Consider the following 22,869-nt stretch of genomic DNA (forward strand, 5'->3'; position numbering starts at 1 on the left):
GTGACTTCCCCGGCCCTGGAGGCGTTCCCGCCCGGCACCGGAGCGGCCCGGGACCGCTCGGCAGCCGGTCCCGCGTTCCCCGGCACCCCCGATCCGCTCGGCCTGCTCGACGTGTTCGGCGAGCCCTTCGTCCGGGACCCGTACCCCTGGCTGGACCTCCTGCGGGCCGCGTCCCCCGTCCACCACGACCCCGGGACCGGGCTGTGGCTGGTCAGCCGGCACGAGGACGTCCGGCGGGTCCTGCTGGAACCGGAGGAGTTCCTGCCGGACAACGCCCAGCACGCCGTCACCCCGCTGCCCGTCCCCGTGCTCAGGATCCTCGCCCGCGCGGGCTTCGCGCTCCCGCCCGCGCTCGCCAACAACGGCGCCGAGAGCCACGCGGGACTGCGCCGCCTGGTCACCCGCTTCTTCCACGCGCGGCGCGTGGAGGAGGCCGTGCCCGTGATCGAGCGGATCGCCGGAGAACTGCTCGCGCGGCTGCGGCCCCCGCTCGACGCCGGCGGCGCCTGCGACCTGTTCGCCTCGTACGCGCAGGTCCTTCCGTGCCGGGTCCTGATGGAACTCCTCGGCATCGAGGGCGTCGAGCCGGCGACGCTGATCCGCTGGAGCGACGCCTCGCTGGAGCTGTTCTACGGCAGGCCGTCCCCGGAGCGGCAGCTCGAACTGGCGGAGCTCGTCGCGGACTTCCACCGGTGGCTCACCGCGACCGTCCGGAGCGGCACGGTGCCCGCCGACTCCTTCATCGGGGCGCTGCGCCGCCACCGGCTGCCCGACGGCGAGCCGCTGGACGTCAGGACGGCGGTCGCCGCCTGTTTCTTCGTCTTCATCGCCGGCCAGTCGACCACCGGCCAGCTCATCGCCACGGTGCTCCGCCGCGTGGCCGCGGAGCCGGGCCTGTGGGCGCGGGTGGCCGGGGAGGCCGGGCTCGCCGAGGCGTGGGTGGAGGAGGTGCTGCGCCGGGAACCGCCGGTGACCACGTGGCGCCGGGTCACCGCGCGGGCCACCTCGCTGGGCGGGGTGCGCCTGCCGGCCGGGGCCCCGCTGCTCCTCATGCTGATGGGCAGCGGGTCCGACCCGGAGGTGTTCCCGGAACCGGCGGCGATGTGCCCGTACCGGCCCAACATCCGCCACCACCTGGCCTTCGGCGCCGGCCGGCACCGCTGCCCGGGGGCGTCCCTGGCGCGCACCGAGGCGACGGTGGCCCTGCGGGCGGCGGCGCGCGCCCTTCCCGGCGTCCGGCCGGCCGCCGCGGAGCCGCCTCTGCTCGGCCTGCTGTCGTTCCGGGCGCCGCTGGAAGTGCCCGTGGTGGGGCGGTAGGCGGCCCGGCCGTCAGCCGAGGCGGACTCGGATCCGCTGCGGGGCGCCCGCGGTCCGGGCGAGGTCGCCGAAGACGAGTCCCAGGGTGGCGCCCGTCCTGACGGCGGTGACGGTGGCGGGCCCGGAGAGCACGGCGGAGACCCGCTTGGCCCAGGTGACCTCCAGGGAGCCGGCCCGGCGGGCCGGGTCGGAGACCACGACGGTCGCGGTGCCGTCGCGGTGCTCGCGGACGAGGACGGAGGCGGGCGCGTCGACGGTGAGGGGGCCCACGGTGCCGGCGGCCCAGAAGTTGACCGCGGTGAGCCCGAGCCGGGGTGCGCGGATCCCCTGCTGGGAGCCGGTGTTGGCGAGGATCCGCAGCCGGCCCCGGTCGGCGGCGCGCCGCGCGGTGGTCGCGGCGCTCGCGCCGGGCAGCAGGACGTAGGCGTAGTCCCCGCCGGCCGGGTCGGTGCCGTGGTCGGTCCAGAGGGTGAGGTAGCGGCGGGTGAGCGGCGTGGTGGGGCCGCCGGCGTTGATGTCCCGCCAGGCGCCGGTGCGTTCCTCGCGCAGGACGGTGAGGTCCAGCCCCTGGGGGAAGAGGTAGCCGGCGTGGCCCTCGACGTGCGCCCAGCCGGCGTTCTCGAAGGTCCGCCGCCACCCCTGCTCCGTCGGCTGGATCCGTCCGTCGACGGTGAGCGCGGGCGCGCCCGTCGTGCCGAGGGCGCGGTTGTCCACGGTGGTCTCCACGGCGTGGCCGTCGGCGGAGGTGATGCCGGCGCCCAGGCAGACGACGGAGTCGTCCAGCCAGAACCACGACTTCCTGGCGTTCATCGTGGAGGAGAGCCCGATGAGGTGCTGTCCGGTGGCGCCGAACTCGCCGTCGGTGGTGCCGCCGACCCACTCCGCGGCGGGCACGGGCTGGCCCCAGTTGCCGCCCTCGCCGTCGGCGAGCGGTTTGCGCGAGGCGGTGATGCCGGGGAGCCGGTACGGGTCGACGGTCGGCCAGTACGCGTCCGAGTACTGGTCCAGGCCGAAGTCGTCGCCCCACCAGGAGAGCCAGCCGGCGCCGGTGTGGTAGCCGCGGGCGTGCTCGCCGTTGCCGTACTCGTAGTGCGCGATGCGCCGCGACGCCATGGAGACCGAGGCGCACCAGCCCCGGCGGCGGTGGGTGACCCGGTCCATGTGGTGGAACAGCCGGTGCCCCACCGGTTCGGGCGCGGGGGCGACCGAGGCGTCGTCGAGGAGGGACTGGAGCAGGGCGGCGCGGACCAGGCTCAGCTTCGGGTTCCTCAGCGGCGGGGCGTGGTGGTCGCGCAGCATCCAGCCCTTGACCATGGCGCGCCAGCGGGCGTTCTCCTCCCGGCTCGCGCCCCGTCCGACGAGGACGATGGAGGCGAGCAGCGCGTGCGCCCTGGTGTGGTCGGAGGTGCCGGCCCGGCTGATGCCGCGCGAGGAGACGTTGTCCATGATCAGGCCGTTGTGGACGAAGGGCGCGATGGCGTCGTCGACGGTGTCCAGGAAGAGCTGCGCGTCCGGGGAGTCCACCGGCCACCGGGACCCGCGCAGCAGGGCCATGAGGCGTCCGACGCCGTCGTGGAGGACGGAGCCGTAGCCGCCGATGTAGGGGACGTTGCGGTGCTGGATGAAGGAGCCGTCGGCGTAGAAGCCGTCCCCGCCGGTCACGTGGGGGAAGACGGGGTCGAGCGCGGCGACGGCGCGCGCGAGGCGGTCGGCGTTCTCGCCGACGAGGGAGCGCAGGACGACGCTGCGGCACAGGTCGACCCGGTTGGCCCCGGTGGAGGTGCCGGTGTAGGAGTCGAAGACGGAGTCGGGCACGAAGTGGTCGACGGCCCGGCAGTACGCGGCGATCCGGTCCGCCGGCAGGTGCTCGTGGACCAGCACGCAGGTGTCCATCAGCGCCTGCGGGCCGCCGATCTGCCAGTTCCACCAGTTGCCGTAGCGCGTCGTGCGCTCGTTGTAGACCCGCGTGTACACGTGGTCCAGGCCCGTGAGCACGGCCTCCAGCACGGCGGGGTCCCCCGTCAGCCCGGTGCCGGGCTGCGCCCACGCCTGGGCGAGGGTGCCGAGCCGGTTGAAGCTCTCGTTCATCATCGCCGAGAAGCCGTAGGACTCCGCGTCCGTGTCCGGCTCCGGGTCCTTCCACACGGCGTCCGGCCACAGCGACCCGTCCGCGGGCGCCATCGCCGCCAGATGGGCCCGGGCGGCCCCGCCCAGGTCGGCGAGGAGCGTCCGGAACGGCTCGGCGGTGGGGCTGAACCCCGTCCCGAGCAGGAGCTCCCGCCAGGTGGCGCGCAGCGCCGCGAACTCCTGTGCCTCCCCCTCCTCGGCGCCCGCCGGCACGGCCGCGGCACCGACGAGCCCGAGGGCCAGCGCGGCTCCTCCGCCCGCCTGGAGGAAGGTACGTCGACGCAGTGAAGAGCCCATGGGGGAACCAGCCTTCGCGGAGGGAGGGTGTGTGGAAGGCAGCCTCCGCAAGCGCTTTCTGCCCGTCAAGGGACGGCACGGGATCGGGCAGTTTTCGGTCAGGAAGCGGGCCGGGGCGGTGACTTGGCGCCGTCGGTCTTCCGGGCGGGCCCGTCCGTCTCCCGGGCGGGTCTGTCGGTCTTCCGTCCGGGCCCGTCGGTCTCCCGTCCGGACGCATCAGTCTTCCGACCGGACCCGTCAGCCTCCCGTCCGGGCCCGCCGGTCCTCCGACCGGAGCCGTCCGTTTTCCGTCCGGGCCCGTCGGCCTTCCGGCCGGCGCCGCAGGAGTCCCGTACGACGAGCCTCGGGAGCCATTCGACGGCGGAGTGGGCCGCGTCGGGGTCTTCAAAGCGGCGGAGCAGGAGGCGGACGGCGGCTTCGCCGACGGCGAAGGTGGCGGGGCTGACGGAGGTCAGCGGGACGTCCGCGAGGGCGGCCGTCTCGTCGTTGTGGCAGACGAGGGCGAAGTCGTCGGGGACGCGCACGCCGTGCGCGGTCAGCCACTGGAGGAGGTTGAGTGCGTCGATGTCGGTGTGGACGAGGGCGGCGCGCACCTCACCCGTCCCGATGAGCGCGAGGAGGCGCTCCCGCGCGCTGTCGTCGGGGTGCCCCCACGGCCCGTTCGGGGGCGGGGACAGGTCGTCGTCGGGCAGGTCGAGGGCCTGGACCGCGGAGAGGTAGCCGGTGCGCACCGCGGCTCGCGTGTGGGTGTGGCGGGCCAGCAGGGCGACCCGCCGGTGGCCGAGGCGTGCCAGGTGCCGGACGGCGAGGGCGGCCCCGCAGGCGTGGTCGGAGACGACGCGGTCGAGCTGGGCCCCGGGGACGCCGAGGGGGATCCGGCGCTCGACGAGCACGGTGGGGAGCGGGGGTTCGGCGAAACGGGCGGCCTCTTCCCGGGTGGGGCCGTCGACGGACCAGCTGGGGGTGAGCAGGAGGCCGTCGGCGCCCGCGGCGAGCAGTGTGGCGACGTGCTGGAGGTCGCGGTCCGCCGAGTAGTCGGTGACGCCCACCAACAGGCGGGCGCCGGCGTCGGCCGCGGCCTGCCGGGCGCCCTGGACGACCGCCCGGAAGTAGTAGTCGGACACGGGCACGACCATGCCGAGCACCGGGCCGCCGGCCGCCCGGGGCGCGCTCCGGCGGGCGAGCCGGGCGTCGCGGGCGTTGAGCGGCGCGGTCGGCCAGGTGACGGTGCCGTGCAGCCGCCGTACCCGCCCCACGGCGGCCAGCGCGGCCACATCCCGCCGGGCGGTCTCCACGGACACCCCGAGGAGCGCGGCGAGTTCACCGACCCGCACGCTCTCGCGCTCCCGCACCACCCGAAGGATCCGGCGGTGCCGCCGCTCCACGCTCTCCCGCATCGGTGCCGCCCCTCGCTCCGCCGCTCCCCCGCGGCCGCAGCGTAGCCAACGCGCCGACCGGTCACCGGCCGGATACCGACCGGATACCGACCGCCCGGTGAGATCGGGCCCCGGCCGGGCCCGGGCGACGGCGGTGGCGGAAGCGCCTTCCGGGGGACGGCGGCGCGGGGTTCCCACCGCGCGGTCCCGTGCCGGGCCGGGGTCCGGGCGGACGCCCCTCACCGCCCCCGCGCGGCACGCGGGGCACTCGTCTCCGCGATCGCCGCCGAGAGCTGCCGTGATCACCACCGAGGGCTGCTACAAACTCGCCGAGCGCCCGGAGACGGCCCGTCCCGCCCCTTCGACCCCGGGCGCCCCGGCCGCGGCCGCCGTGGCCCGCGTCCGGTTCGCCAGCGACCGCCCGGCCCGGTTCCGCGTCCCGCTCGCCGGGCCCCGCGGCCCGGCCGGTGAGGAGAGCGTCGCCGCGACCTCCGCCCTCACCCGGTACGGCCTGGACGGCCTGGTACGGCCTGGTACGGCCTGGGCGGCCTCCACGCCGTCCTTCCCGGCGCCGACGGCACCGACCGCACCGACCACGCCGTCCGCGCCGGCGACCGCCGCTCGGACCCGCGTCCACGGCCCGGTGCTCCCGCACCTCGCCGACGGGCTCGACGCCTCCGGGGCCGCGCCTCCGCGGACACCCCGTCCGCCGCCCTCCCCGGCACGGAGGGAGCGGTCGCGGCCGGGCGGTGAAGACGAGACCTTCCCGACGGGTTGTCATGTCCCTCTCCAACTCCTACAGTTCCGCCCAGCGCCACCCCGTGGGAGCGCTCCCAAACGAAAGAGCCGTCGGTCGGGAGACGCTTCCGCTTCCCTGAGCCCCCACAGGTCACCCTCCCCGGGAGGTCCCGCATGCGAGCCCTGTCCCCTCGCCCCCGATCCCCGCTCGGCGCACTCGGCACGCTGTTCCTCGTCCTCGCCGCCGTGGTCGCGACCCTCGTGGGCACCGCGCCCGCGGCCCGGGCCGACACCCTGATCTGCGAGCAGTACGGCGCGGCCACAATCCAGGGCCGGTACGTCGTCCAGAACAACCGCTGGGGCACCGGCGCGGCCCAGTGCGTCACCGCCTCCGACACGGGCTTCCGGGTGACCCGGGCCGACGGGGCCGTGCCGACCGACGGTCCCCCGAAGTCCTACCCGTCGCTCTTCAACGGCTGCCACTACACCCGCTGTTCACCGGGCACCGCCCTCCCGGCGCGGATCGACGGCATCGCCGGGGCCCCCAGCAGCATCTCGTACGGTTTCGTCGGCGACGCCGTCTACAACGCCTCGTACGACATCTGGCTGGACCCGACGCCCCGGACCGACGGGGTGAACCGGACCGAGATCATGATCTGGTTCCACAGGACCGGCCCGGTCCAGCCGATCGGCTCGCCGGTCGGCACCGCCACCGTGGGCGGGCGCTCCTGGCAGGTGTGGACGGGCAGCAACGGCTCCAACGACGTCATCTCCTTCGTCGCGCCGTCGGCCCTCGCGGACTGGAGCTTCGACGTCATGGACTTCGTCCGGGAGACCGTCTCCCGCGGCATGGCCCGGAACGACTGGTACCTGACGAGCGTCCAGGCCGGTTTCGAGCCGTGGCAGAACGGCACCGGGCTCGCGGTGAACTCCTTCTCCTCGGCGGTGAACCTCGGCACCCCGCCGACCGGCCCCGGCGAGCCCGGCCCCGGCGAACCGGGCCCCGCCACGGCCTGCTCGGTGGCGTTCACCCCCAGCGTGTGGACCGGCGGCTTCACCGCCGGCGTCACCGTCACCAACACCGGCACCGCCCCCGTCGACCTGTGGAAGCTGGCCTTCACCCTGCCCGCGGGGCACCGGATCGACACCGCGTGGAACGCGACGGTCTCGCCGTCCTCCGGCACCGTGACGGCGACCGCCCTCGGCCACAACGCGCGCATCCCGGCCGGAGGCAGCCAGAGCTTCGGCTTCCAGGGCACGTACAGCGGCACGTTCGCCCCGCCGTCCGGGTTCAGCCTCAACGGCACCGCCTGCACCTGAGCCCCGCGCCGATCCGCCCTTCCTCCTCCCCCTCCTCCCCTCCACCCCTTCCCCCCCCCGAGACGCCCCGCCCGTCCGGTGACTCGCCGTCCCGGAGGGGCGGGGCCCGTCACCCGACGGACAGCACACGAGGAGAACACCGAACGGACGCACCACCCCACACACAGGAGACACGATGGCTGGACGCAAGAAGCGACTCGCCTCCCTGGCAGCGGTGCTCGCGACCCTGCTCGCCGGAATCGGCCTGACCCTGCTGGGCCAGGGCAGCGCACAGGCGCACGGCGTCACGATGACGCCCGGATCGCGCACGTACCTCTGCTGGCTGGACGCCAAGACGAACACCGGCAGCCTGGACCCGACCAACCCCGCGTGCGAGGCGGCGCTCGCCGAGAGCGGACCGAACTCGCTGTACAACTGGTTCGCCGTGCTCGACTCCCAGGCGGGCGGACGCGGCGCCGGTTACGTGCCGGACGGCACGCTGTGCAGCGCCGGCGACCGGTCGCCGTACGACTTCAGCGGTTACAACGCGGCCCGCACCGACTGGCCCCGCACGCACCTGACCTCCGGGCGGACCATCCAGGTCAAGCACAGCAACTGGGCCGCCCACCCCGGCTCCTTCCGGGTGTACCTCTCCAAGCCCGGCTACTCCCCCGCCACCGAACTGGGCTGGGACGACCTGGAGTTGATCCAGACCGTCACCGATCCGCCGCAGACGGGCTCGCCGGGCACGGACGGCGGGCACTACTACTGGGACCTGAGCCTGCCCTCGGGCCGCTCGGGTGACGCGGTGCTCTTCATCCAGTGGGTCCGCTCGGACAGCCAGGAGAACTTCTTCTCCTGCTCCGACATCGTCTTCGACGGCGGCAACGGCGAGGTGACCGGCATCCGCGGCGCGGGCGGCACTCCCACCCCGACCCCCACGCCCACTCCCACTCCCACCCCGACGGGACCGACCCCCACCCCGACGGGACCGACCCCGACCCCGACCGACCCGCACACCGGCTGCATGGCCGTCTACACCGTCGTCAACTCCTGGAACGGCGGCTTCCAGGCATCCGTCGAGGTGATGAACCACACCACGACGGCGCGCGACGGCTGGGCCGTGCGGTGGACCCCGGGCGCCGGCACCCGCGTCAGCAGCCTGTGGAACGGCGCGCTGACCTCCGGCACCGACGGCACGCTCACCGTCAGGAACGTCGACCACAACCGGACCGTCCCGCCGGACGGCAGCGTCACCTTCGGGTTCACGGCGACCTCGACCGGCAACAACCACCCGGTCGGCTCCCTCGTCTGCGTCACCCCGTGACGCTTCTCCCCGGTTCCTGAGCGAGGGGCCGTCTCCCGTGCCGTACGGGAGACGGCCCCTCGCGGGAGGAGATCCCGGCCCCGGCGGGCCGGCGTCAGTGGGCGGGGGCCGCGGTGTCCTTGTCCAGGGTGGTGCCGTCCCCGTCCTTCGGCTCGGCGGGCTGCTGCGGCGGGGTGCGGACCAACAGGGCGATCAGCACGGTCAGTCCGCCGATCACGGCGCCGACGCCGAATCCCCACCGGACGCCCGTCGCCAGGGCGCCGGTGGCGTCGGCGCCGCCGGCCGCCGCCGTGGCGGTGCGTCCCGTCATGACGCCGATGGCCAGGGCGGTGCCGGCGGCGGCCGCGACCTGCTGGAGGGAGCCCAGGACGGCGGAGCCGTGGGGGTAGAGGTGAGGCGGCAGCACGGACAGGCCGGAGGTGAAGACGGGGGTGAAGACGAACGCCATGCCGGCGCTCAGCGCCACGTGGAGGGCGAGCACCAGCCACGGCGAGGTCCCCTCGCCGGTGAGGGCGAAGAGGGCGAGGCAGACCGCCGTGAGCAGGGCGCCGGGGACGACGAGGCGGGGCGCGCCGAGCCGGTCGTACGCCTTGCCGACCTGCGGTCCGAGCATGCCCATGGTCAGGCCGCCGGGGATGAGGAGCAGCCCGGTCTGGAGCGAGGTCAGGCCGGACACCTCCTGGAGGTAGATCGGCAGCAGGATGAACGCGCCCATGAGGGCCATGAAGGACAGGCACAACAGGCCGAGCGCCACGGAGAAGTGACGGTAGGTCAGGGTGCGCAGGTCGAGGAGGGGGGCGGACGAGCGCTGCAGGGCCAGCTGCCGCCAGGCGAACAGGCCGACCAGCACCCCGCCGGCCAGGGTCGTGACCGCCGGGGGCACGGGCGCCTGGGCCGCCTGCTCGGCCCCGAGGCCGCTCAGACCGTAGACGAGGGCGCCGAAGCCCACCGCCGCCAGGGGGACGGACAGCCAGTCGAGGGGGCCGGCCTGCGGCTCGCCGACGTCGACCAGGTGGCGCCGGCCGAAGAGGGCCATGGCCCCGGCGATGGGCAGCATGGCCAGGAACAGCAGGCGCCACGTCCCCAGTTCCAGCAGGACGCCGGAGACGGCGGGGCCGAGGGCGGGCGCGACGGAGATGACGAGGGTGACGTTCCCCATCACCCGGCCGCGGTCGTGCGGGGGCACGAGGGTCATCAGCGTCGTCATGAGCAGCGGCATCATGACGGCGGTGCCGCAGGCCTGGACGACCCGGGCGGCCAGCAGCACGGGGAAGACGGGCGCGGCCGCGGCCAGCGCCGTGCCGGCGAGGAAGAGCGTCATGGCCAGGCCGAAGGCGGTCCGGGTCGTCACCCGCTGGAGGAACCACCCCGTCACCGGGATGACGACGGCCATGGTGAGCATGAAGGCCGTGGACAGCCACCCCGCGGCCGCCGCGCCGACCTCGAACTCGCGCATGAGCCGCGGGATCGCGTTGACCATGATCGTCTCGTTGAGGAGGACGACGAAGGTGGACAGCACGAGGATCCGCAGCACGGCGGTGACACGGGCGGGTGGGAGGGTGGGCGTCGCGTGGGGTGCGGACATGGCGCCTTCCGTCGTGTGGGGGTCCTCCGCTCGGAGCGGTTCACGAGGACGGACCGCGGCGCCGGGAAGAACTCATCGGTGTGCCCCGATCCTCCCCGTGCCGCCACCGGGACTCAACCCGTTTAACGGCCGGGGCCCGCCTCGCTCGGCCGGCGAAGTGCGGAACTGCCCGACCCGTTCGGCCGGCGAAATACGGAGGGAGCCGCCCGGGCCGGAACCGTCACCGCCCTGCGCGCCGAGCAGCCCCGCGGGGTGCGACGGCGGGCCGGCCGCGGCGACGGGCCGGGGCCGGGTCGTCGTCGTGGCTTGCGGCCGGGGGCGGCGCCCCTCATAATAGTTGAACACGCAACTAAATGCGGCGGGGAAGGATCCTCCCGTCACCGTCACGCCCCCACGCACCAGGAGAGCCATCGTGAGCGAGCAGACCACCGCCCCCGTCGTCCGTCGCGTCGACGCCCGCCACCGCTACGAGATCCTCGTCGACGGCGAGCGCGCCGGCCTGACCGCGTACCGCGACCGCGACGACCGGCGGGTCTTCTTCCACACCGAGATCGACGAGGCCCACGCGGGGCGGGGGCTCGCCGGGATCCTCGTCGAGCAGGCGCTGAACGACGTGCGCGCCTCGGGGATGCGGATCGTGCCGGTCTGCCCGTACGTCGCCAAGTTCCTCAAGAAGCACGAGGAGTTCGCCGACATCACCGACCCGGTGACCCCCGAGGTCCTCACCTGGCTCGACGCCCGGCTGGGGCGCTGACGCCCGTCCCGTAGAGTGGGCGGGGGCGCGGCGAGATCACGAGGAGTCCGTCTTGACCGCGGCCAGTCTTGAGCACGCCACCGTCCCCGCCGACACCGGCGAGGTCACCCTCCTGATAGCCCGCCGGGTCGATCCCGGCCACGAGGCCGCCTTCGAGCGGTGGGCGAAGGGGATCCTCGACACCGCGGCGACCTTCCCCGGCCACCTCGGGTACGGGCTCTTCCGCTCCACCGGCGGCGACGCCCCCTGGTTCCTCGTCCACCGCTTCCGGGACGCCGCGGCCTGCCGCGCCTGGCAGGAGTCGCCCGAGCGCGCGGCCTGGTTCGCCGACTGCTCCGGGCACCACCACACCGAGATCGCCCGGCGGCGACTGACCGGCATGGAGACCTGGTTCGCCAAGCCGGGCTCCACCCGGCCCGCGCCGCCCCGGTGGAAGATGGCGATCAGCGCCACCCTCGCCGTCTATCCGATCTCCGTCCTCGGCGGCCTCTTCCTCCTGCCCCACCTCACCGGCCTCCCCCTCCTCCTCAGCAGCGCCGTCACGGCCTGCGTCTTCAACGTCCTCATGACGTACGCGGCGATGCCGGCCGCCAGCAGACTCCTCCGCCGCTGGCTCGCCCCGTGACGCCACGGGCGGGCGGCGCCGGGCGGGGTCAGAGCTCGCGCCACTTCGCCTGGCCGAAGGAGAAGAGCCCGAAGAGCACGAGGCCGGCCGCCACCGCGAGCAGCAGCCAGGGGCCGGCCGGGGTCTGGGCGAGCGAGCGGAGCGCGTCGTCCACGCCCTTGGCCTCGCTCGGGTCGAACTCCGCCGCCGCCCTCACCCCGGAGAAGCCGAGCGCGGCGAGGACGATCCCGCGCCCCGTACCGCCGGCCATCCCGGTCACGTCCATGAAGCGGCGCTGGCGCGCCGTCAGGCGGCCCCACGCCAGGTGGTCCCGGTACTTCCGCAGGACCGCGCCGCCCGCCATCCACACCCCGGCCACCAGCACGCCCACGGCGACCGCGCCGACCCACCAGCGGCCTCCGGGCAGGCCGAGCAGGCGGCCGGTGAGGTCCCGGCTCTGCCGGTCGGTCGAGCCCGCGCCGCTCCCCCGCGCCCCGGCCGCGAAGGAGAGGACGAGGAAGGCGGAGGCGGCGTAGAAGACGCAGCGGGCGGCGGACAGGGCGCGCCGGTGCGCCTTGTCCCCGTCCGGGCCCGCCGCCCCGAAGACCGCCTCCGAGAGCCGCCACGCGGCCATGCCGACGAGTCCGGCGCCCAGCGCCCAGAGGAGGACGGCGCCGAACGGGGTGTCCGCCACGTGCGCGACGGCCCCTCCCCGGTCGGCCTGCGCCCGCGTGCCCGTCAGGCCGACGCGTACGGCCAGTGCCCCGACGAGCAGGTACAGCACGCCCCGCGCGGTGAAACCGGCCCGGGCGGCCGTCCGCAGGGCCCCGCCGCGGATCGCCCGTCCCGTCCCGGCCCCCTCCGGCCCCGCTGCGGTCATGTCGGCTCGTTTCTCCCGGTCGACCGTCCGGGTGCCCGGTTCCCGCCGGACCAACCCCTACCGGGCCGTTCGATCTCCCCCGGGGCCCCCGCCGGCCTCCCCGGCGCCCTCCGGGAGGAGGGAGAGGCGCGCCCGGACCCGCTTGCCCGCCGGGGCCGGCTCCACGGTCACGCTCTCGCAGACGGCGACGACGATCTCGACGCCGTGCTGTCCGATGCGGCGCGGGTCGTGCCCGCGGGGTATCGGAGCGGCCGCCACCCGGTCGAAGACCGAGATCTCCAGCACGTCCCCGCGCAGCTCCAGGAGGAGGCGGCAGGGGCCGGCGGCGTGCCGGACCGCGTTGGTCACCAGCTCGCTGACCACCAGCTTCGCCAGCTCGACGCGGTCGTCCGGCACCGGTGCGCGCCGGACGGCCGGAGCGGCCGCGAGGAAGTCGACGGCGAAGGCGCGGGCGGACGCGATCACGCCGCCGTCCGCCGCGCCGTCGTAGACGACGCTCGCGGACAGCGGGGGCTTCGGCGCCGCGCGCTCCGCGGCGATCACGTCCGTCATGGCCCTGGTACTCCCCTCGTACGGCTCGGCGGGCGCGCCGGGCACCTCGCTCGTCCCCCGCCTTTCCCGTCCTCGCCGTTCCCACACCGCCCTGTGCCGGGAAGGAGCGGGCCCCGCTCTCAGGGGCGGTGCGCGAGGAGCCGGACCACCGGGACCCGGGCGCGCCGTCCCGCCCGGTGGCCGGCCCGCCGCCCCAGCGTGTACGCGGCCGTGACCACGACCGCCGCGCCCGCGGCGGCGCCGCCCGCCACCGCCGGGTGGGCGCGCACGGTGGTCCACAGCGCCTCCCCGGCGCCGCGGGCCACCCGCGTGGCCGTGCGGGCCTTCTCGGCGAACGGGGCCGGCAGGAGGCGCGGCTCCCCCGTGACCGCCGGGTCGTACGCCTCCGCCATGTCGGGGTCCTCCTCGTCCTCCCACGCGGCGGGGTCCGGGACGGCGTACGGGTCGATCAGGCGGAACGGGTTCCGGTCGCTCTTCTCCGAGGCACTCATGGGGGTCTTCTCGCCGGACCCGCGCGGAGTAAACCTCGTGCGTCGCGTGGCGCCGGACGGGGGTGCGGCCGAGAATAGGAGGCTGGAGGATCATGTATGTGCCGATGGCTGGCCTATTCGGGAACACCTGTCCTGCTCGACACCATCCTGTACAAACCGACACATTCCCTGATCGACCAGAGCCGGTTCGCCAAGCTCGGCGTCGAGACGACGAACGGCGACGGCTTCGGCATCGGGTGGTACACGAAGGAGGCCGAGACCCCGGCGCTGCTGAGGGACATCGGCCCCGCCTGGAACAACCGCAACCTGCAGGAGCTGGCCAACCACGTCCGTTCCCCGTTGTTCTTCGCCCACATCCGGGCGTCGACCGGGACGGCGGTCCAGCAGTCCAACTGCCACCCGTTCCGGTACGGCCGCTGGATGTTCATGCACAACGGCGCCATCGCCGCGTTCCACCTCGTGCGCCGCGACCTGCTCCTGCTGGTGGACCCCGCGCTGTTCGCCGGGATCGAGGGCACGACCGACTCCGAGGTGATGTTCTACCTGGCCCTCACCTTCGGCCTGGAGCAGGACCCGCCCGCCGCCGTGGCCCGGATGGCGGGGGTGGTGGAGCGCGTCGGCCGGAAGCACGGGGTGGAGTTCCCGCTCCAGATGACCCTCGCCATCACCGAGGGCGAACACGTCTGGGCCTTCCGCTACTCCAGCGAGCGCGCGTCGCGCTCGCTGTTCTACAGCAGCCGGGCGGACGACGTGCGCCGGCTCCACCCCGACGTCGCGTTCCTGCGGGACATCTCCCCGGAGACGCGCCTCATCGTCTCCGAACCCCTCGACGACCTGCCCGGGGTGTGGAACGAGGTGCCGGAGGACAGCTGCAAGATCGTCGGGCCGGGCGTCGCCGAGCTGCGCCCCTTCGCCCCGGAGCCCGCGGACTGGTGGACCGGCGATCCCGTGAACCCGTGAACCGGTGATCCCGGGAGGCCGGTAAGCCGGTGATCCCGGGAGGCCGGTGAGCCGGTGAGCCTGTGCCCCCGGGAGCCGGTGCCCCGGGGCGGAGGCGCGCTCCGGGGCAGAGGCGCGCCCCCGGGGCAGCCGCGCGCACCGCGTCTCCGAAGGGGTCCGGTCATGCGGGAATCCGAGCCTTCGTTGCGCGAGAATGCATCAAACGGCCATCGAATGAGCAACTCTTGACATGCCGGTGAGCACGCCGCCAGAGTCGTGCCGTACCCGCTGCCCGTACGTCTCGAGGAGCGATGCCGAACATGCCTGAAATCCGAGCAGTCTCACGCCGTTTGCTCCTGGGGGGCGCTCTGGCGACCACCGGGGCCCTCGCGACCGGCGCGGGGGCCTCCTCCGTCGCGGCCGCGACGCCGGCGGCGGCCGCGCCGCGGCGGGAACCGGGCCAGACGTCCATGATCGACGTGCCCTACCCCGTCCACCGGACGGTGCGCGTCGGCGTGATCGGACTGGGCAACCGCGGGTCCGGCATGACCACGGGCTGGTCCGTCGTCCCCGGCTGCGCGGTCACCGCCGTCTGCGACGTCCGCGCCGACCGCGCCGAGCGGACCGCCGACCGGCTGGCCGCCGCCGGCAGGCCCCGCCCCGCCACGTACGGCGGCTCCGCCGACTCCTACGCCCGGATGCTGGAGCGCGACGACATCGACCTCGTCTACATCGCCACGCCCTGGGAGTTCCACTACGAGCAGGGCCGGGCGGCGCTGCTGGCCGGCAAGCACGTCATCGTCGAACTGCCCATCGCGACCGGGCTCGACGAGCTGTGGGACCTCGTCGACACCTCCGAGCGCACCCGCAGGCACCTCATGCTCGCGGAGAACTGCAGCTACGGGCGGAACGAGCTGGCCATGCTGAAGATGGCGCACGAGGGCCTGTTCGGCGACATCACCAACGGCCACGGCGGCTACCTGCACGACCTGCGCGCCCTGCTGTTCTCCGACACGTACTACACCGACGCGTGGCGCCGGCTGTGGCACACCCGCAGCACCGCCTCCTTCTACGCCATGCACGGCCTGGCGCCGATCGCCGCGGCCATGGACGTCAACCGGGGCGACCGGATGACCACGCTGACCGCCACGGCGACCGCGCCGAAGGGGCTGGCCGACTACCGGGCGCGGTTCGTCCCCAGGAACCACCCGTCGTGGAAGGAGACGTACGTCAACGGCGATCTGGTCACCTGCCTCATCGAGACGGCCAAGGGCCGGATCATCCGCGCCGAGCACGACGTGAGCTCGCCCCGGCCGTACAGCCGGATCAACTCCCTCGCCGGCAGCCGGGGCATCTTCGAGGACTACGCGGGCGTGGTGTCGGCCGGCGGCGGGCGCATCTACGTGGAGCCGGACCACAGCGGCCACGCGTGGCGGGACTTCGGCTCCTACCGCAAGGAGTTCGACCACTGGCTGTGGAAGAAGATCGGCGACGACGCCGCGAACAACGGCGGCCACGGGGGCATGGACTACGTCCTCCAGTGGCGGACCGTCCAGCTGATGCGGGCCGGCCTCGTGCCCGACATCGACGTGTACGACTCGGCCGCCTGGTGCGCCCCGGTCCCCTTGAGTGTCATGTCCCTGGCAGCCGGAGGGCGTCCCGTCCCGGTCCCCGACTTCACCCGGGGCGCGTGGGTCAACCTCCGCATGGGCCTCGACTCGCGCACCACCGAGATGCCGCCCGTCGCCTGACGCGGCCTCCGTCCCTCCCCCGAAGGAGCAGTACGTGAGACCAGCACGACTGATCGGATCGCTCGGAGCCGCGGCCGTGGCGGGCGCGCTCATGGTCCTCCCGGCCTCGACCGCCACCGCCACCGCCACCGCGGACGGGAACCCCGCCGTCACGGCGGCGGAGACCCGGCCGGCCGCCGCCGGGACGACGGTGGCGATCTCCCCCGTCGACCTGGACGGCCCCGCCGTCGTCACGGTGAAGGTGACCGTCACCAACCCCGGGCCGGACCGGATGCGTGCGCTGGAGGTGACCTTCGGCGGCCCCGCCGGATGGGCCGTCCAGCCCTCCGCCGTCCGGGTGGACGGCTCCCTGGCCGCGGGCGCCTCCGCCGAGGCCGCCTTCCGGATCCGGGTGCCGGAGCGGCGCGCCGGATTCACCGTCCGTACGTTCACCGCGACCGCGACGTACCGCGGCGGCGACGGGGCCGGCTCCGCCACCGCCACCCGGACCCAGCGCAGCGGCACTCCCCTGCCGAACCTGGCCGCCGCCTACAACAACGTGGGCGTGACCGACGAGAGCGACACCCGGCCCGGCGACTACGACGGCGAGGGCAACAGCTTCTCCGCGCAGAAGCTCGCCGCCGTCGGGCTGCGGCCCGGCGCGACGGTGAAGGCCCTGGGCGCGGAGCTGCGCTGGCCGGACGTCCCCGCCGGCACCAGGAACAACGTCTCCACCACCGGCCAGGCCGTCGCCCTCGACGGCAGCGGCAGCCGGCTCGTCCTCCTCGGCTCGGGCGTCACCAGCGGGGCGGCGGGCACCGCGACCGTGTACTACACCGACGGGACGAGCGGCACAGGTTCCTTCGGCTTCCCGAACTGGTCCTTCGACCCGGCGAACGCCCACGGGGCGACCCTGGTGGCGTCGAGCGACGGGCGCAACCGGCCCGGCGGGTACGGCAACGCCGGCATCGCGTACCGCGTCTTCGCCCACTCGATCCCGCTCGACCCGGCCAAGCGGGTGGAGTTCGTGGTGCTGCCGAGCAACGGCAACATCCATCTGTTCGACATGGCCGTCGCCCCCTGACCGCCGGCGGCACCGCCCCGGACGCCTCCCGGTGTCCGGGGCGGTGCCGTGCCGCCGGGGGGGCCTCAGACCGTGATCACCTTGATGCCCATGTCGTCGAGGCGGGCGACGGCGTCCGCGGGGGCCGCCGCGTCGGTGACGACCACGTCGACGGCGTCGAGGCCGCAGATCCGGGCGAAGGCCCGCCTCCCCAGCTTCGACGAGTCGGTGACCACGACGACCCGCTGGGCGCGTTCGGCGAACAGCCGGCTGATGCTCGCCTCGTCCTCCTGCCGGGTCATCACGCCGAGCCGGGGGTCGAGCCCGTCGACGCCCAGGACCGCGACGTCGAGGACGACCTCGTTCAGCACCCCCGCCGTCAGGGGGCCGACCAGCTCGTACGTCTGCGGCCGGGCCACGCCGCCGGTGACCACGAGCTTCACCTGGGGCCGCACGGCGAGTTCGCCGGCGATGTTGAGGGCGTTGGTCACCACGGTGAAGACCGGCGTCGCGCCGTCCGCCGCGTCCCGCCGTTCCCCGCCGGCCCGCAGGGCCAGCGCGCGGGCCACCTCGGTGGTGGTCGTCCCCCCGTTGAACCCCACGACGTCCCCGGGGGCGACGAGTTCCACGGCGGCGGCCGCGATGCGCTGCTTCTCCGTGGCGTGCCGGGAGGACTTGTAGCGCAGGGGCAGCTCGTACGAGACGCCGTGCGCGATGGCCCCGCCCCGGGTCCGGATCAGCATCCGCTGCTCCGCCAGTTCGTCGAGGTCCCGCCGGATCGTCGCGGACGAGACCTCCAGGGCGGCGGCGGTCTCCTCGACGTCCAGCCTGCCCTCGGCGGCCAGCAGATCCAGCAGAGCGTGCCACCGCTCACCTTTGGACATGCCTCGGAACTCCTTCGACGTCTGGACCCGCGAACTGCCCGTCCACCATACTCCCCGCACCGGATGTGCTCGAAAGTGCGCGAAGCGCGTCGTCTTCGAGCTGTTTCGCGCAGCGAGACCGGGCGTCCGGTCGCGGGTGGGTAATCCTGGGCCGCGACCCGTCTGTGGTAGCTTGCCCGGGCCAGTCGCACCTGTGTACACATCGACACGATCTGTGCGCGGGTCAGGGAATCCGGTGGGAATCCGGAGCTGACGCGCAGCGGTGAGGGTGACGGGCGGAGCATCGGCCACTGGGCCCCGAGGGGGCCTGGGAAGGCGCCCCGTCCGGACGACCCCGAGTCCGAAGACCTGCTGGCGGCCCCGGCGCCGTGCGCCGTCGTCCGGGGAGCACCGTTCGACAGGCTCCGCGCATGAGCCGTGACGCAGAGGACCCCTCTCATGCCCCACGCACGTCCCGCCCGTCCCGCCGCGCTCCTCCTCGCCGGCGCCGTCCTCCTGGCCGGCTGCGGAACCGGCGGCCAGGAGGCCCCGTCCGGGGCGAAGGGGGCGGACGCCGGCCACCGGCCGGTCAGCCTCGGCAACTGCGGGCAGCGGGTCGAGGTCGACCGCCCGCCCCGCCGTGCCGTCGCCCTCGACCAGGGATCGGCCGAGATCCTGCTCTCCCTCGGCCTGGCCGACCGCATGGCGGGCACCGCCACCTGGACGGACCCCGTCCTCAAGGGCCTGGAGAAGGCGAACGCGAAGGTCCCCCGGCTCGCCGAGCGCTACCCGTCGTTCGAGAAGGTGCTCGACGCCGAACCCGACTTCGTCAGCGCCTCCTTCCTCTACACGCTGGGCAAGGGCGGTGTCGCCCCCCGCGAGCGGTTCGCCGAGCTCGGCGTCCCCACGTACCTCTCCCCCGCCGACTGCGTCGGCAAGGACAACGGCGGGGACGGCGACGGCGTGCGGACCGCACCGCTGACCATGGACACCGTGTACGGCGAGATCCGTGACCTGGCCCGGGTGTTCGGCGTGCCGGAGCGCGGCGAGAAGCTCGTCGGAGAGCTCCGCGCCCGGGTGGAGAGGGCCACGGCGGGCTCCGACTTCGGCGGCGCGTCCGTCCTCTACTGGTTCTCCGACTCCCAGGGGCCGTACATGGCCGGGTGCTGCGGCGCCCCGGGGATCGTCAGCCGGGCGCTCGGGGTCCGGAACGTCTTCGACGACACCAAGGAGGAGTGGCCGCAGATCAACTGGGAGACGGTCGCCGACCGGGACCCCGACGTGCTGGTGATCGCCGATCTGACGCGCCGGGCCCAGTCCGCCGAGAGCGCCGCGAAGAAGATCGCGTTCCTGGAGTCGCACCCGGTCACCCGGAACATGACGGCGGTGCGGAAGAAGCGGTACGTGGTCCTCAGCGGCCAGGCCATGAACCCCACGATCCGCACCGTGGAGGGCATCGAGAAGACGGCGGCCGCGCTGCGGGCGTACGGGTTCGCGAAGTGAGCCGGCCCGGCCCCGCGGGTCCGCCCGCCACCGAGGAGACGGCCCCCCGGGTCCGCCGCCCCGCCCGCTCCTCGCGGGCGGTCCCGCCGCTCGCCGGGGCCGCCGGGCTCCTCCTGCTGTGCGTCTCCGTCGCCCTCGCCGTCACCCTCGGCCCGGCCGACATCCGCGTCGCCGACACCTGGTCCGTCATCGCCTCCCACCTCGGCGGAGCCCCGTCCGGCCTCAGCCCCGTCCGGGACGGCATCGTCTGGAACCTCCGGCTGCCCCGGACGCTCCTCGCCGCCGTGTGCGGCGCGGGACTCGCCGTCTGCGGCGCGGTGATGCAGTCCCTGCTGCGCAACCCGCTCGCCGACCCGTTCGTCCTCGGCGTCTCCTCCGGCGCCTCGACCGGCGCCGTCGCGGTCGTCGTCCTCGGCGTGGGCGGGGGCCTGGTCTCCGTCTCCGGCGGCGCCTTCCTCGGCGCCCTCTGCGCCTTCGCCCTGGTCCTGCTCCTCAGCCACACCCTGGGCGGGTCGACGGACCGCGTCGTCCTGGCGGGGGTCGCCGCGATGCAGCTCTTCTCGGCGCTCACCTCCTTCGTGGTGATGACCGCCGCCGACGCCGAGACCACCCGGGGGGTCCTCTTCTGGCTGCTCGGTTCGCTCACCGGCGCCGGCTGGACCGACGTCGGCGTGTGCGCCGCCGTCCTCGCCGCGGCCCTGCTGGTCTGCGGCGGACACGCCCGCACCCTCGACGCCTTCGCGTTCGGCGAGGACGCGGCGGCGTCGCTCGGCGTCTCCGTGGCGCGGACCCGCCTGGTCCTCCTCTCGGTCACCGCCCTGCTCACCGCCGTCCTCGTCTCGTCCGCCGGCGCGATCGGCTTCGTCGGCCTGGTCCTGCCGCACGCGGTCCGCGCCCTCACCGGCCCCGGCCACGCCCGGCTGCTGCCGCCGGCCGCCCTGGCCGGGGCGGTCTTCCTGGTGTGGGCCGACACCCTCGCCCGGACCGTCCTCGCTCCCCAGGAGGTCCCGGTCGGCGTGGTGACCTCGCTCGTCGGCGTCCCCGCCTTCGTCCTCGTCCTGTACCGCACCCGGAGCCCCCGGTGACCGGGCCCCCGACGCGCGCCGGCGGCGGCACGGGCCTGCGGGCCGATCGCGTCTCCCGCACCGCCGGCGGCGCGCTCCTCCTGGACGGCGTGACCATCGCGCCGCGCCCCGGCACGCTCACCGGGCTGCTGGGCCCGAACGGCTCGGGGAAGTCCACCCTCCTGCGCGTCCTGTCCGGCGTCCTCGCGCCGGACGCCGGCGTCGTCACCCTGGACGGCGCCCCGCTGGGCGCCGTCCCGCGCCGGACGCGGGCCCGGCGCGTCGCCGTCGTCGCCCAGCACGCCGACACCCAGGTCGACCTCACCGTCGCCGACGCCGTACGCCTCGGGCGCGTCCCGCACCGCCGGGCGTGGTCGCCGGCGACGGCGGCCGACGAGGAGGCCGTGCGCTCCGCCCTCGCCCGCACCGGCCTGGCCGACCGGGCCCACCGCGCCTGGAGCACCCTCTCCGGCGGCGAGCGGCAGCGCGTCCAGATCGCCCGCGCCCTCGCCCAGGAGCCGCGCGAGCTGCTGCTCGACGAACCGACGAACCACCTCGACGTCCAGCACCAGCTGGAGCTCCTGTCCCTGCTCGCCGGGCTGCGGCTCACCTCCGTCCTCGCGCTGCACGACCTCAACCTCGCGGCGATGTACTGCGACCACCTGGTGGTCCTGCGCGAGGGGCGGGTGGTGGCCGCGGGACCGGCGGCGGAGGTCCTCACCGAGCGGCTCGTCGCGGACGTCTACGGGGTGCGCGCGACGGTGACCCGGCCCGGCCCCGACGGCCGTCCCCACGTCCGCTTCCTCGGCCCCGCGTCCGCGGACGGCTGAACGGGCCCGCGCCCGGGCCGCGGCCCGGAACGCCCGGCTCCCGGTCAGGCGCGGGGAGCCGCGCCGCGCCGGGGCCCGGACGCGGGACGGCGGTGGATCCTGCCGCGGGCGGCGAGTTCGAGGGTCAGGGCGACGGCGAGCGCCTCGACGGCCAGGAGGGCGACGAGGACGAAGAGCTGGACCGCCCCGGCGGTGACGGGGGACGCCCCGCCCAGCAGCATGCCGACGAAGGCGCCCGGCAGCGTGACCAGACCGACGGTGCGGGTCTGGTCCAGGGCGGGCAGCAGCGCGTCCGAGGCCGCGGCGCGGGCCACTTCGAGCCGTGCGGCGCGCTCGGGGAGGCCGAGCGCCAGGCCGGCCTCGACCTCCCCGTGACGCTGGGTCAGTTCGTCCAGCGTGCGGCGGCCGGCGAGGACCGTCGCGGTCAGCGCGCCGCCGACGAGGATGCCGCTGACGGGGACGACGGCGATGCCGGGCACGGTCAGCAGCCCCGCCGCGACCAGCCCGGCCACGGTGGGCACCACCGGGACCGCCAGGGGGAGCGCCGCCCACCACCAGGTCCCGTTGCCGGTGATGCGCCGGCCGGCGGTCCGGGTCGCGACGGCGAGCATCAGCAGGAGGAACCCCAGCAGGGCCGCGGTGTGGTGGACGGCCCAGCCGATCAGCGCCGAGACCGCCGCCAGCTGCGCGACCGCCCGCAGTCCGGCCGTGACGATCTCGCGGGCCCGCCGGGACGATCCGTCCGGCGACAGCCGGAACACCGCGACCACGGCGGTGGCCACGAGGAGCAGCACGACGAGCGCGACCGCGAGCGACGTGTCGACGGGCAGCAGGGTCTCGGCGGCGAGAGGCATGGGACATCGCTACCCCGTGGAGCGGGAACTCCTCCGGAACGACCCGTCCGCGTCCGCGCGTCCGGTGGACCGTCCGGTGGCCGGTCTCCGCCCGTTGTCATGATCGGCGGGATCCCGTAAGGTCGTCCGACATGAACACCGGATCGGCGACACGCCACGCACGGATCGGCTACCCGGTGGAAGGCTGATCGCCCGGCGGGTGCTCGACAGGCACCCCCGTTCCACCCGCGGACCTCCCCGCGCTCGCGCACACACGAGTCCCTTCTTCTCTTCGTGCCGAGCGAAAACGAGGTCACCGCATGGCAGTCACGTTCAACCACACCATCATCGCCGCCAAGGACCGGGCCGAATCGTCCCTGTTCTTCCGGGAGTTGCTGGAACTCCCGGAAGCGCCGTCCTGGGGTCCGTTCACCAACGTCCAGCTCCACGACGGGGTGCTGCTCCAGTTCGCCGAGCCGCCGGTGGAGATCCAGATGCAGCACTACGCGTTCCTGATCGACGACGAGCTGTTCGACCGGGCGTACCGGCGGCTGTGCGAGCGGGGCGTCGAGCACTGGGCCGACCCGCAGATGCGGCGCCCCGGTGAGATCAACCACGAGCACGGCGGTCGCGGGGTGTACTTCAAGGACCCCGCGGGACACGCGATCGAGCTGATCACCCGCCCGTACCTGTAGCC

Annotated in this window: 20 protein-coding genes and 1 riboswitch; of the genes, 12 read left to right on the forward strand and 8 right to left on the reverse strand. The window is 74.8% G+C overall.

The features are described 5' to 3' along the window. Positions 1 to 1,317 (forward strand): cytochrome P450, encoded by a 1,317-nt coding sequence (locus AB0E83_RS07805; RefSeq protein ID WP_362107486.1) that lies wholly within the window; start codon positions 1 to 3, stop codon positions 1,315 to 1,317. A 12-nt stretch (positions 1,318 to 1,329) separates the two neighbouring features. Here AB0E83_RS07805 and AB0E83_RS07810 read toward each other — a convergent pair whose 3' ends face one another. Both AB0E83_RS07810 and AB0E83_RS07815 read right to left on the reverse strand, forming a co-directional pair. After that, positions 1,330 to 3,741, reverse strand: a complete 2,412-nt coding sequence (locus AB0E83_RS07810; protein WP_362107489.1) for a polysaccharide lyase 8 family protein — start codon at positions 3,739 to 3,741, stop codon at positions 1,330 to 1,332. A gap of 98 nt (positions 3,742 to 3,839) precedes the next feature. Further along, positions 3,840 to 5,138 carry a substrate-binding domain-containing protein gene (locus tag AB0E83_RS07815; RefSeq protein WP_362107492.1) on the reverse strand — a complete coding sequence of 433 codons (1,299 nt, stop codon included), beginning with the start codon at positions 5,136 to 5,138 and terminating at the stop codon, positions 3,840 to 3,842. Between the two features lie 891 nt (positions 5,139 to 6,029). Here AB0E83_RS07815 and AB0E83_RS07820 point away from each other — a divergent pair. Both AB0E83_RS07820 and AB0E83_RS07825 read left to right on the forward strand, forming a co-directional pair. After that, on the forward strand, positions 6,030 to 7,175 hold the full coding sequence (locus AB0E83_RS07820) for a cellulose binding domain-containing protein (protein WP_362107495.1): 1,146 nt from the start codon (positions 6,030 to 6,032) through the stop codon (positions 7,173 to 7,175). A 175-nt stretch (positions 7,176 to 7,350) separates the two neighbouring features. Next, complete coding sequence (locus tag AB0E83_RS07825) at positions 7,351 to 8,481, forward strand: lytic polysaccharide monooxygenase (RefSeq protein WP_362107498.1); 1,131 nt, start codon at positions 7,351 to 7,353, stop codon at positions 8,479 to 8,481. Positions 8,482 to 8,575: 94 nt separating this feature from the next. Here AB0E83_RS07825 and AB0E83_RS07830 read toward each other — a convergent pair whose 3' ends face one another. After that, positions 8,576 to 10,066: a DHA2 family efflux MFS transporter permease subunit gene (locus tag AB0E83_RS07830; protein WP_362107501.1), complete on the reverse strand. Its 1,491-nt coding sequence runs from the start codon at positions 10,064 to 10,066 to the stop codon at positions 8,576 to 8,578. A gap of 412 nt (positions 10,067 to 10,478) precedes the next feature. Between AB0E83_RS07830 and AB0E83_RS07835 the strand changes: the two genes are divergently transcribed. Both AB0E83_RS07835 and AB0E83_RS07840 read left to right on the forward strand, forming a co-directional pair. Further along, the gene (locus AB0E83_RS07835) at positions 10,479 to 10,820 is read left to right on the forward strand and encodes a GNAT family N-acetyltransferase (RefSeq protein ID WP_362107504.1); all 342 of its coding nucleotides are present in this window, start codon (positions 10,479 to 10,481) and stop codon (positions 10,818 to 10,820) included. Between the two features lie 52 nt (positions 10,821 to 10,872). Next, a complete protein-coding gene (locus AB0E83_RS07840; RefSeq protein WP_362107507.1) occupies positions 10,873 to 11,445 on the forward strand; it encodes an antibiotic biosynthesis monooxygenase in 573 nt (190 codons plus the stop codon). A gap of 28 nt (positions 11,446 to 11,473) precedes the next feature. On the opposite strand, the gene AB0E83_RS07845 is transcribed toward AB0E83_RS07840, so the two are convergent. From AB0E83_RS07845 to AB0E83_RS07855, 3 genes are all read right to left on the reverse strand, one after another. Beyond that, on the reverse strand, positions 11,474 to 12,304 hold the full coding sequence (locus AB0E83_RS07845) for a DUF1206 domain-containing protein (protein WP_362107509.1): 831 nt from the start codon (positions 12,302 to 12,304) through the stop codon (positions 11,474 to 11,476). A gap of 57 nt (positions 12,305 to 12,361) precedes the next feature. Further along, complete coding sequence (locus tag AB0E83_RS07850; protein WP_362107512.1) at positions 12,362 to 12,856, reverse strand: ATP-binding protein; 495 nt, start codon at positions 12,854 to 12,856, stop codon at positions 12,362 to 12,364. Between the two features lie 119 nt (positions 12,857 to 12,975). After that, entirely contained in the window at positions 12,976 to 13,347 is a 372-nt protein-coding gene (locus tag AB0E83_RS07855; RefSeq protein ID WP_362107515.1) for a hypothetical protein, read from the reverse strand. A 96-nt stretch (positions 13,348 to 13,443) separates the two neighbouring features. On the opposite strand from AB0E83_RS07855, the gene AB0E83_RS07860 reads away from it, so the two are divergent. The 3 genes from AB0E83_RS07860 to AB0E83_RS07870 all read left to right on the forward strand — a co-directional run bounded on the left by AB0E83_RS07860 (position 13,444) and on the right by AB0E83_RS07870 (position 17,100). After that, the gene (locus AB0E83_RS07860) at positions 13,444 to 14,307 is read left to right on the forward strand and encodes a class II glutamine amidotransferase (RefSeq protein ID WP_362107518.1); all 864 of its coding nucleotides are present in this window, start codon (positions 13,444 to 13,446) and stop codon (positions 14,305 to 14,307) included. A 299-nt stretch (positions 14,308 to 14,606) separates the two neighbouring features. Next, positions 14,607 to 16,037, forward strand: a complete 1,431-nt coding sequence (locus AB0E83_RS07865; RefSeq protein WP_362107521.1) for a Gfo/Idh/MocA family oxidoreductase — start codon at positions 14,607 to 14,609, stop codon at positions 16,035 to 16,037. A gap of 34 nt (positions 16,038 to 16,071) precedes the next feature. Beyond that, entirely contained in the window at positions 16,072 to 17,100 is a 1,029-nt protein-coding gene (locus AB0E83_RS07870; RefSeq protein WP_362107524.1) for an NEW3 domain-containing protein, read from the forward strand. A 65-nt stretch (positions 17,101 to 17,165) separates the two neighbouring features. On the opposite strand, the gene AB0E83_RS07875 is transcribed toward AB0E83_RS07870, so the two are convergent. Continuing rightward, positions 17,166 to 17,963: a DeoR/GlpR family DNA-binding transcription regulator gene (locus tag AB0E83_RS07875; RefSeq protein WP_362107527.1), complete on the reverse strand. Its 798-nt coding sequence runs from the start codon at positions 17,961 to 17,963 to the stop codon at positions 17,166 to 17,168. Positions 17,964 to 18,128: 165 nt separating this feature from the next. Continuing rightward, a riboswitch (cobalamin riboswitch) is annotated at positions 18,129 to 18,334 on the forward strand. A 67-nt stretch (positions 18,335 to 18,401) separates the two neighbouring features. Between AB0E83_RS07875 and AB0E83_RS07880 the strand changes: the two genes are divergently transcribed. The 3 genes from AB0E83_RS07880 to AB0E83_RS07890 all read left to right on the forward strand — a co-directional run bounded on the left by AB0E83_RS07880 (position 18,402) and on the right by AB0E83_RS07890 (position 21,339). Continuing rightward, on the forward strand, positions 18,402 to 19,445 hold the full coding sequence (locus tag AB0E83_RS07880) for an ABC transporter substrate-binding protein (protein WP_362107530.1): 1,044 nt from the start codon (positions 18,402 to 18,404) through the stop codon (positions 19,443 to 19,445). A 113-nt stretch (positions 19,446 to 19,558) separates the two neighbouring features. Continuing rightward, complete coding sequence (locus AB0E83_RS07885; protein WP_362107705.1) at positions 19,559 to 20,530, forward strand: iron chelate uptake ABC transporter family permease subunit; 972 nt, start codon at positions 19,559 to 19,561, stop codon at positions 20,528 to 20,530. Next, positions 20,527 to 21,339: an ABC transporter ATP-binding protein gene (locus AB0E83_RS07890; RefSeq protein WP_362107533.1), complete on the forward strand. Its 813-nt coding sequence runs from the start codon at positions 20,527 to 20,529 to the stop codon at positions 21,337 to 21,339. The genes AB0E83_RS07885 and AB0E83_RS07890 overlap by 4 nt, the downstream gene beginning before the upstream one ends. Positions 21,340 to 21,383: 44 nt before the next feature. On the opposite strand, the gene AB0E83_RS07895 is transcribed toward AB0E83_RS07890, so the two are convergent. After that, positions 21,384 to 22,193, reverse strand: coding sequence for an ABC transporter permease (locus tag AB0E83_RS07895; protein ID WP_362107536.1), 810 nt, complete (start codon positions 22,191 to 22,193; stop codon positions 21,384 to 21,386). A gap of 299 nt (positions 22,194 to 22,492) precedes the next feature. Here AB0E83_RS07895 and AB0E83_RS07900 point away from each other — a divergent pair, with 299 nt between their 5' ends. Further along, entirely contained in the window at positions 22,493 to 22,867 is a 375-nt protein-coding gene (locus AB0E83_RS07900) for a VOC family protein (RefSeq protein ID WP_362107539.1), read from the forward strand. Positions 22,868 to 22,869 lie beyond the last annotated feature (2 nt).

Source organism: Streptomyces sp. NPDC035033, from assembly GCF_040636735.1.
Lineage (GTDB): Bacteria > Actinomycetota > Actinomycetes > Streptomycetales > Streptomycetaceae > Streptomyces.

What these genes read in the sequence shown, in the direction of transcription:
- AB0E83_RS07845 (WP_362107509.1), bottom strand. Translation starts at nt 12,304, where the DNA reads ATGACCGCAGCGGGGCCGGAGGGGGCCGGGACGGGACGGGCGATCCGC.
- AB0E83_RS07825 (WP_362107498.1), top strand. Translation starts at nt 7,351, where the DNA reads ATGGCTGGACGCAAGAAGCGACTCGCCTCCCTGGCAGCGGTGCTCGCG.
- AB0E83_RS07860 (WP_362107518.1), top strand. Translation starts at nt 13,444, where the DNA reads ATGTGCCGATGGCTGGCCTATTCGGGAACACCTGTCCTGCTCGACACC.
- AB0E83_RS07850 (WP_362107512.1), bottom strand. Translation starts at nt 12,856, where the DNA reads ATGACGGACGTGATCGCCGCGGAGCGCGCGGCGCCGAAGCCCCCGCTG.
- AB0E83_RS07880 (WP_362107530.1), top strand. Translation starts at nt 18,402, where the DNA reads ATGCCCCACGCACGTCCCGCCCGTCCCGCCGCGCTCCTCCTCGCCGGC.
- AB0E83_RS07855 (WP_362107515.1), bottom strand. Translation starts at nt 13,347, where the DNA reads ATGAGTGCCTCGGAGAAGAGCGACCGGAACCCGTTCCGCCTGATCGAC.
- AB0E83_RS07830 (WP_362107501.1), bottom strand. Translation starts at nt 10,066, where the DNA reads ATGTCCGCACCCCACGCGACGCCCACCCTCCCACCCGCCCGTGTCACC.
- AB0E83_RS07820 (WP_362107495.1), top strand. Translation starts at nt 6,030, where the DNA reads ATGCGAGCCCTGTCCCCTCGCCCCCGATCCCCGCTCGGCGCACTCGGC.
- AB0E83_RS07895 (WP_362107536.1), bottom strand. Translation starts at nt 22,193, where the DNA reads ATGCCTCTCGCCGCCGAGACCCTGCTGCCCGTCGACACGTCGCTCGCG.
- AB0E83_RS07900 (WP_362107539.1), top strand. Translation starts at nt 22,493, where the DNA reads ATGGCAGTCACGTTCAACCACACCATCATCGCCGCCAAGGACCGGGCC.
- AB0E83_RS07815 (WP_362107492.1), bottom strand. Translation starts at nt 5,138, where the DNA reads ATGCGGGAGAGCGTGGAGCGGCGGCACCGCCGGATCCTTCGGGTGGTG.
- AB0E83_RS07865 (WP_362107521.1), top strand. Translation starts at nt 14,607, where the DNA reads ATGCCTGAAATCCGAGCAGTCTCACGCCGTTTGCTCCTGGGGGGCGCT.
- AB0E83_RS07875 (WP_362107527.1), bottom strand. Translation starts at nt 17,963, where the DNA reads ATGTCCAAAGGTGAGCGGTGGCACGCTCTGCTGGATCTGCTGGCCGCC.
- AB0E83_RS07810 (WP_362107489.1), bottom strand. Translation starts at nt 3,741, where the DNA reads ATGGGCTCTTCACTGCGTCGACGTACCTTCCTCCAGGCGGGCGGAGGA.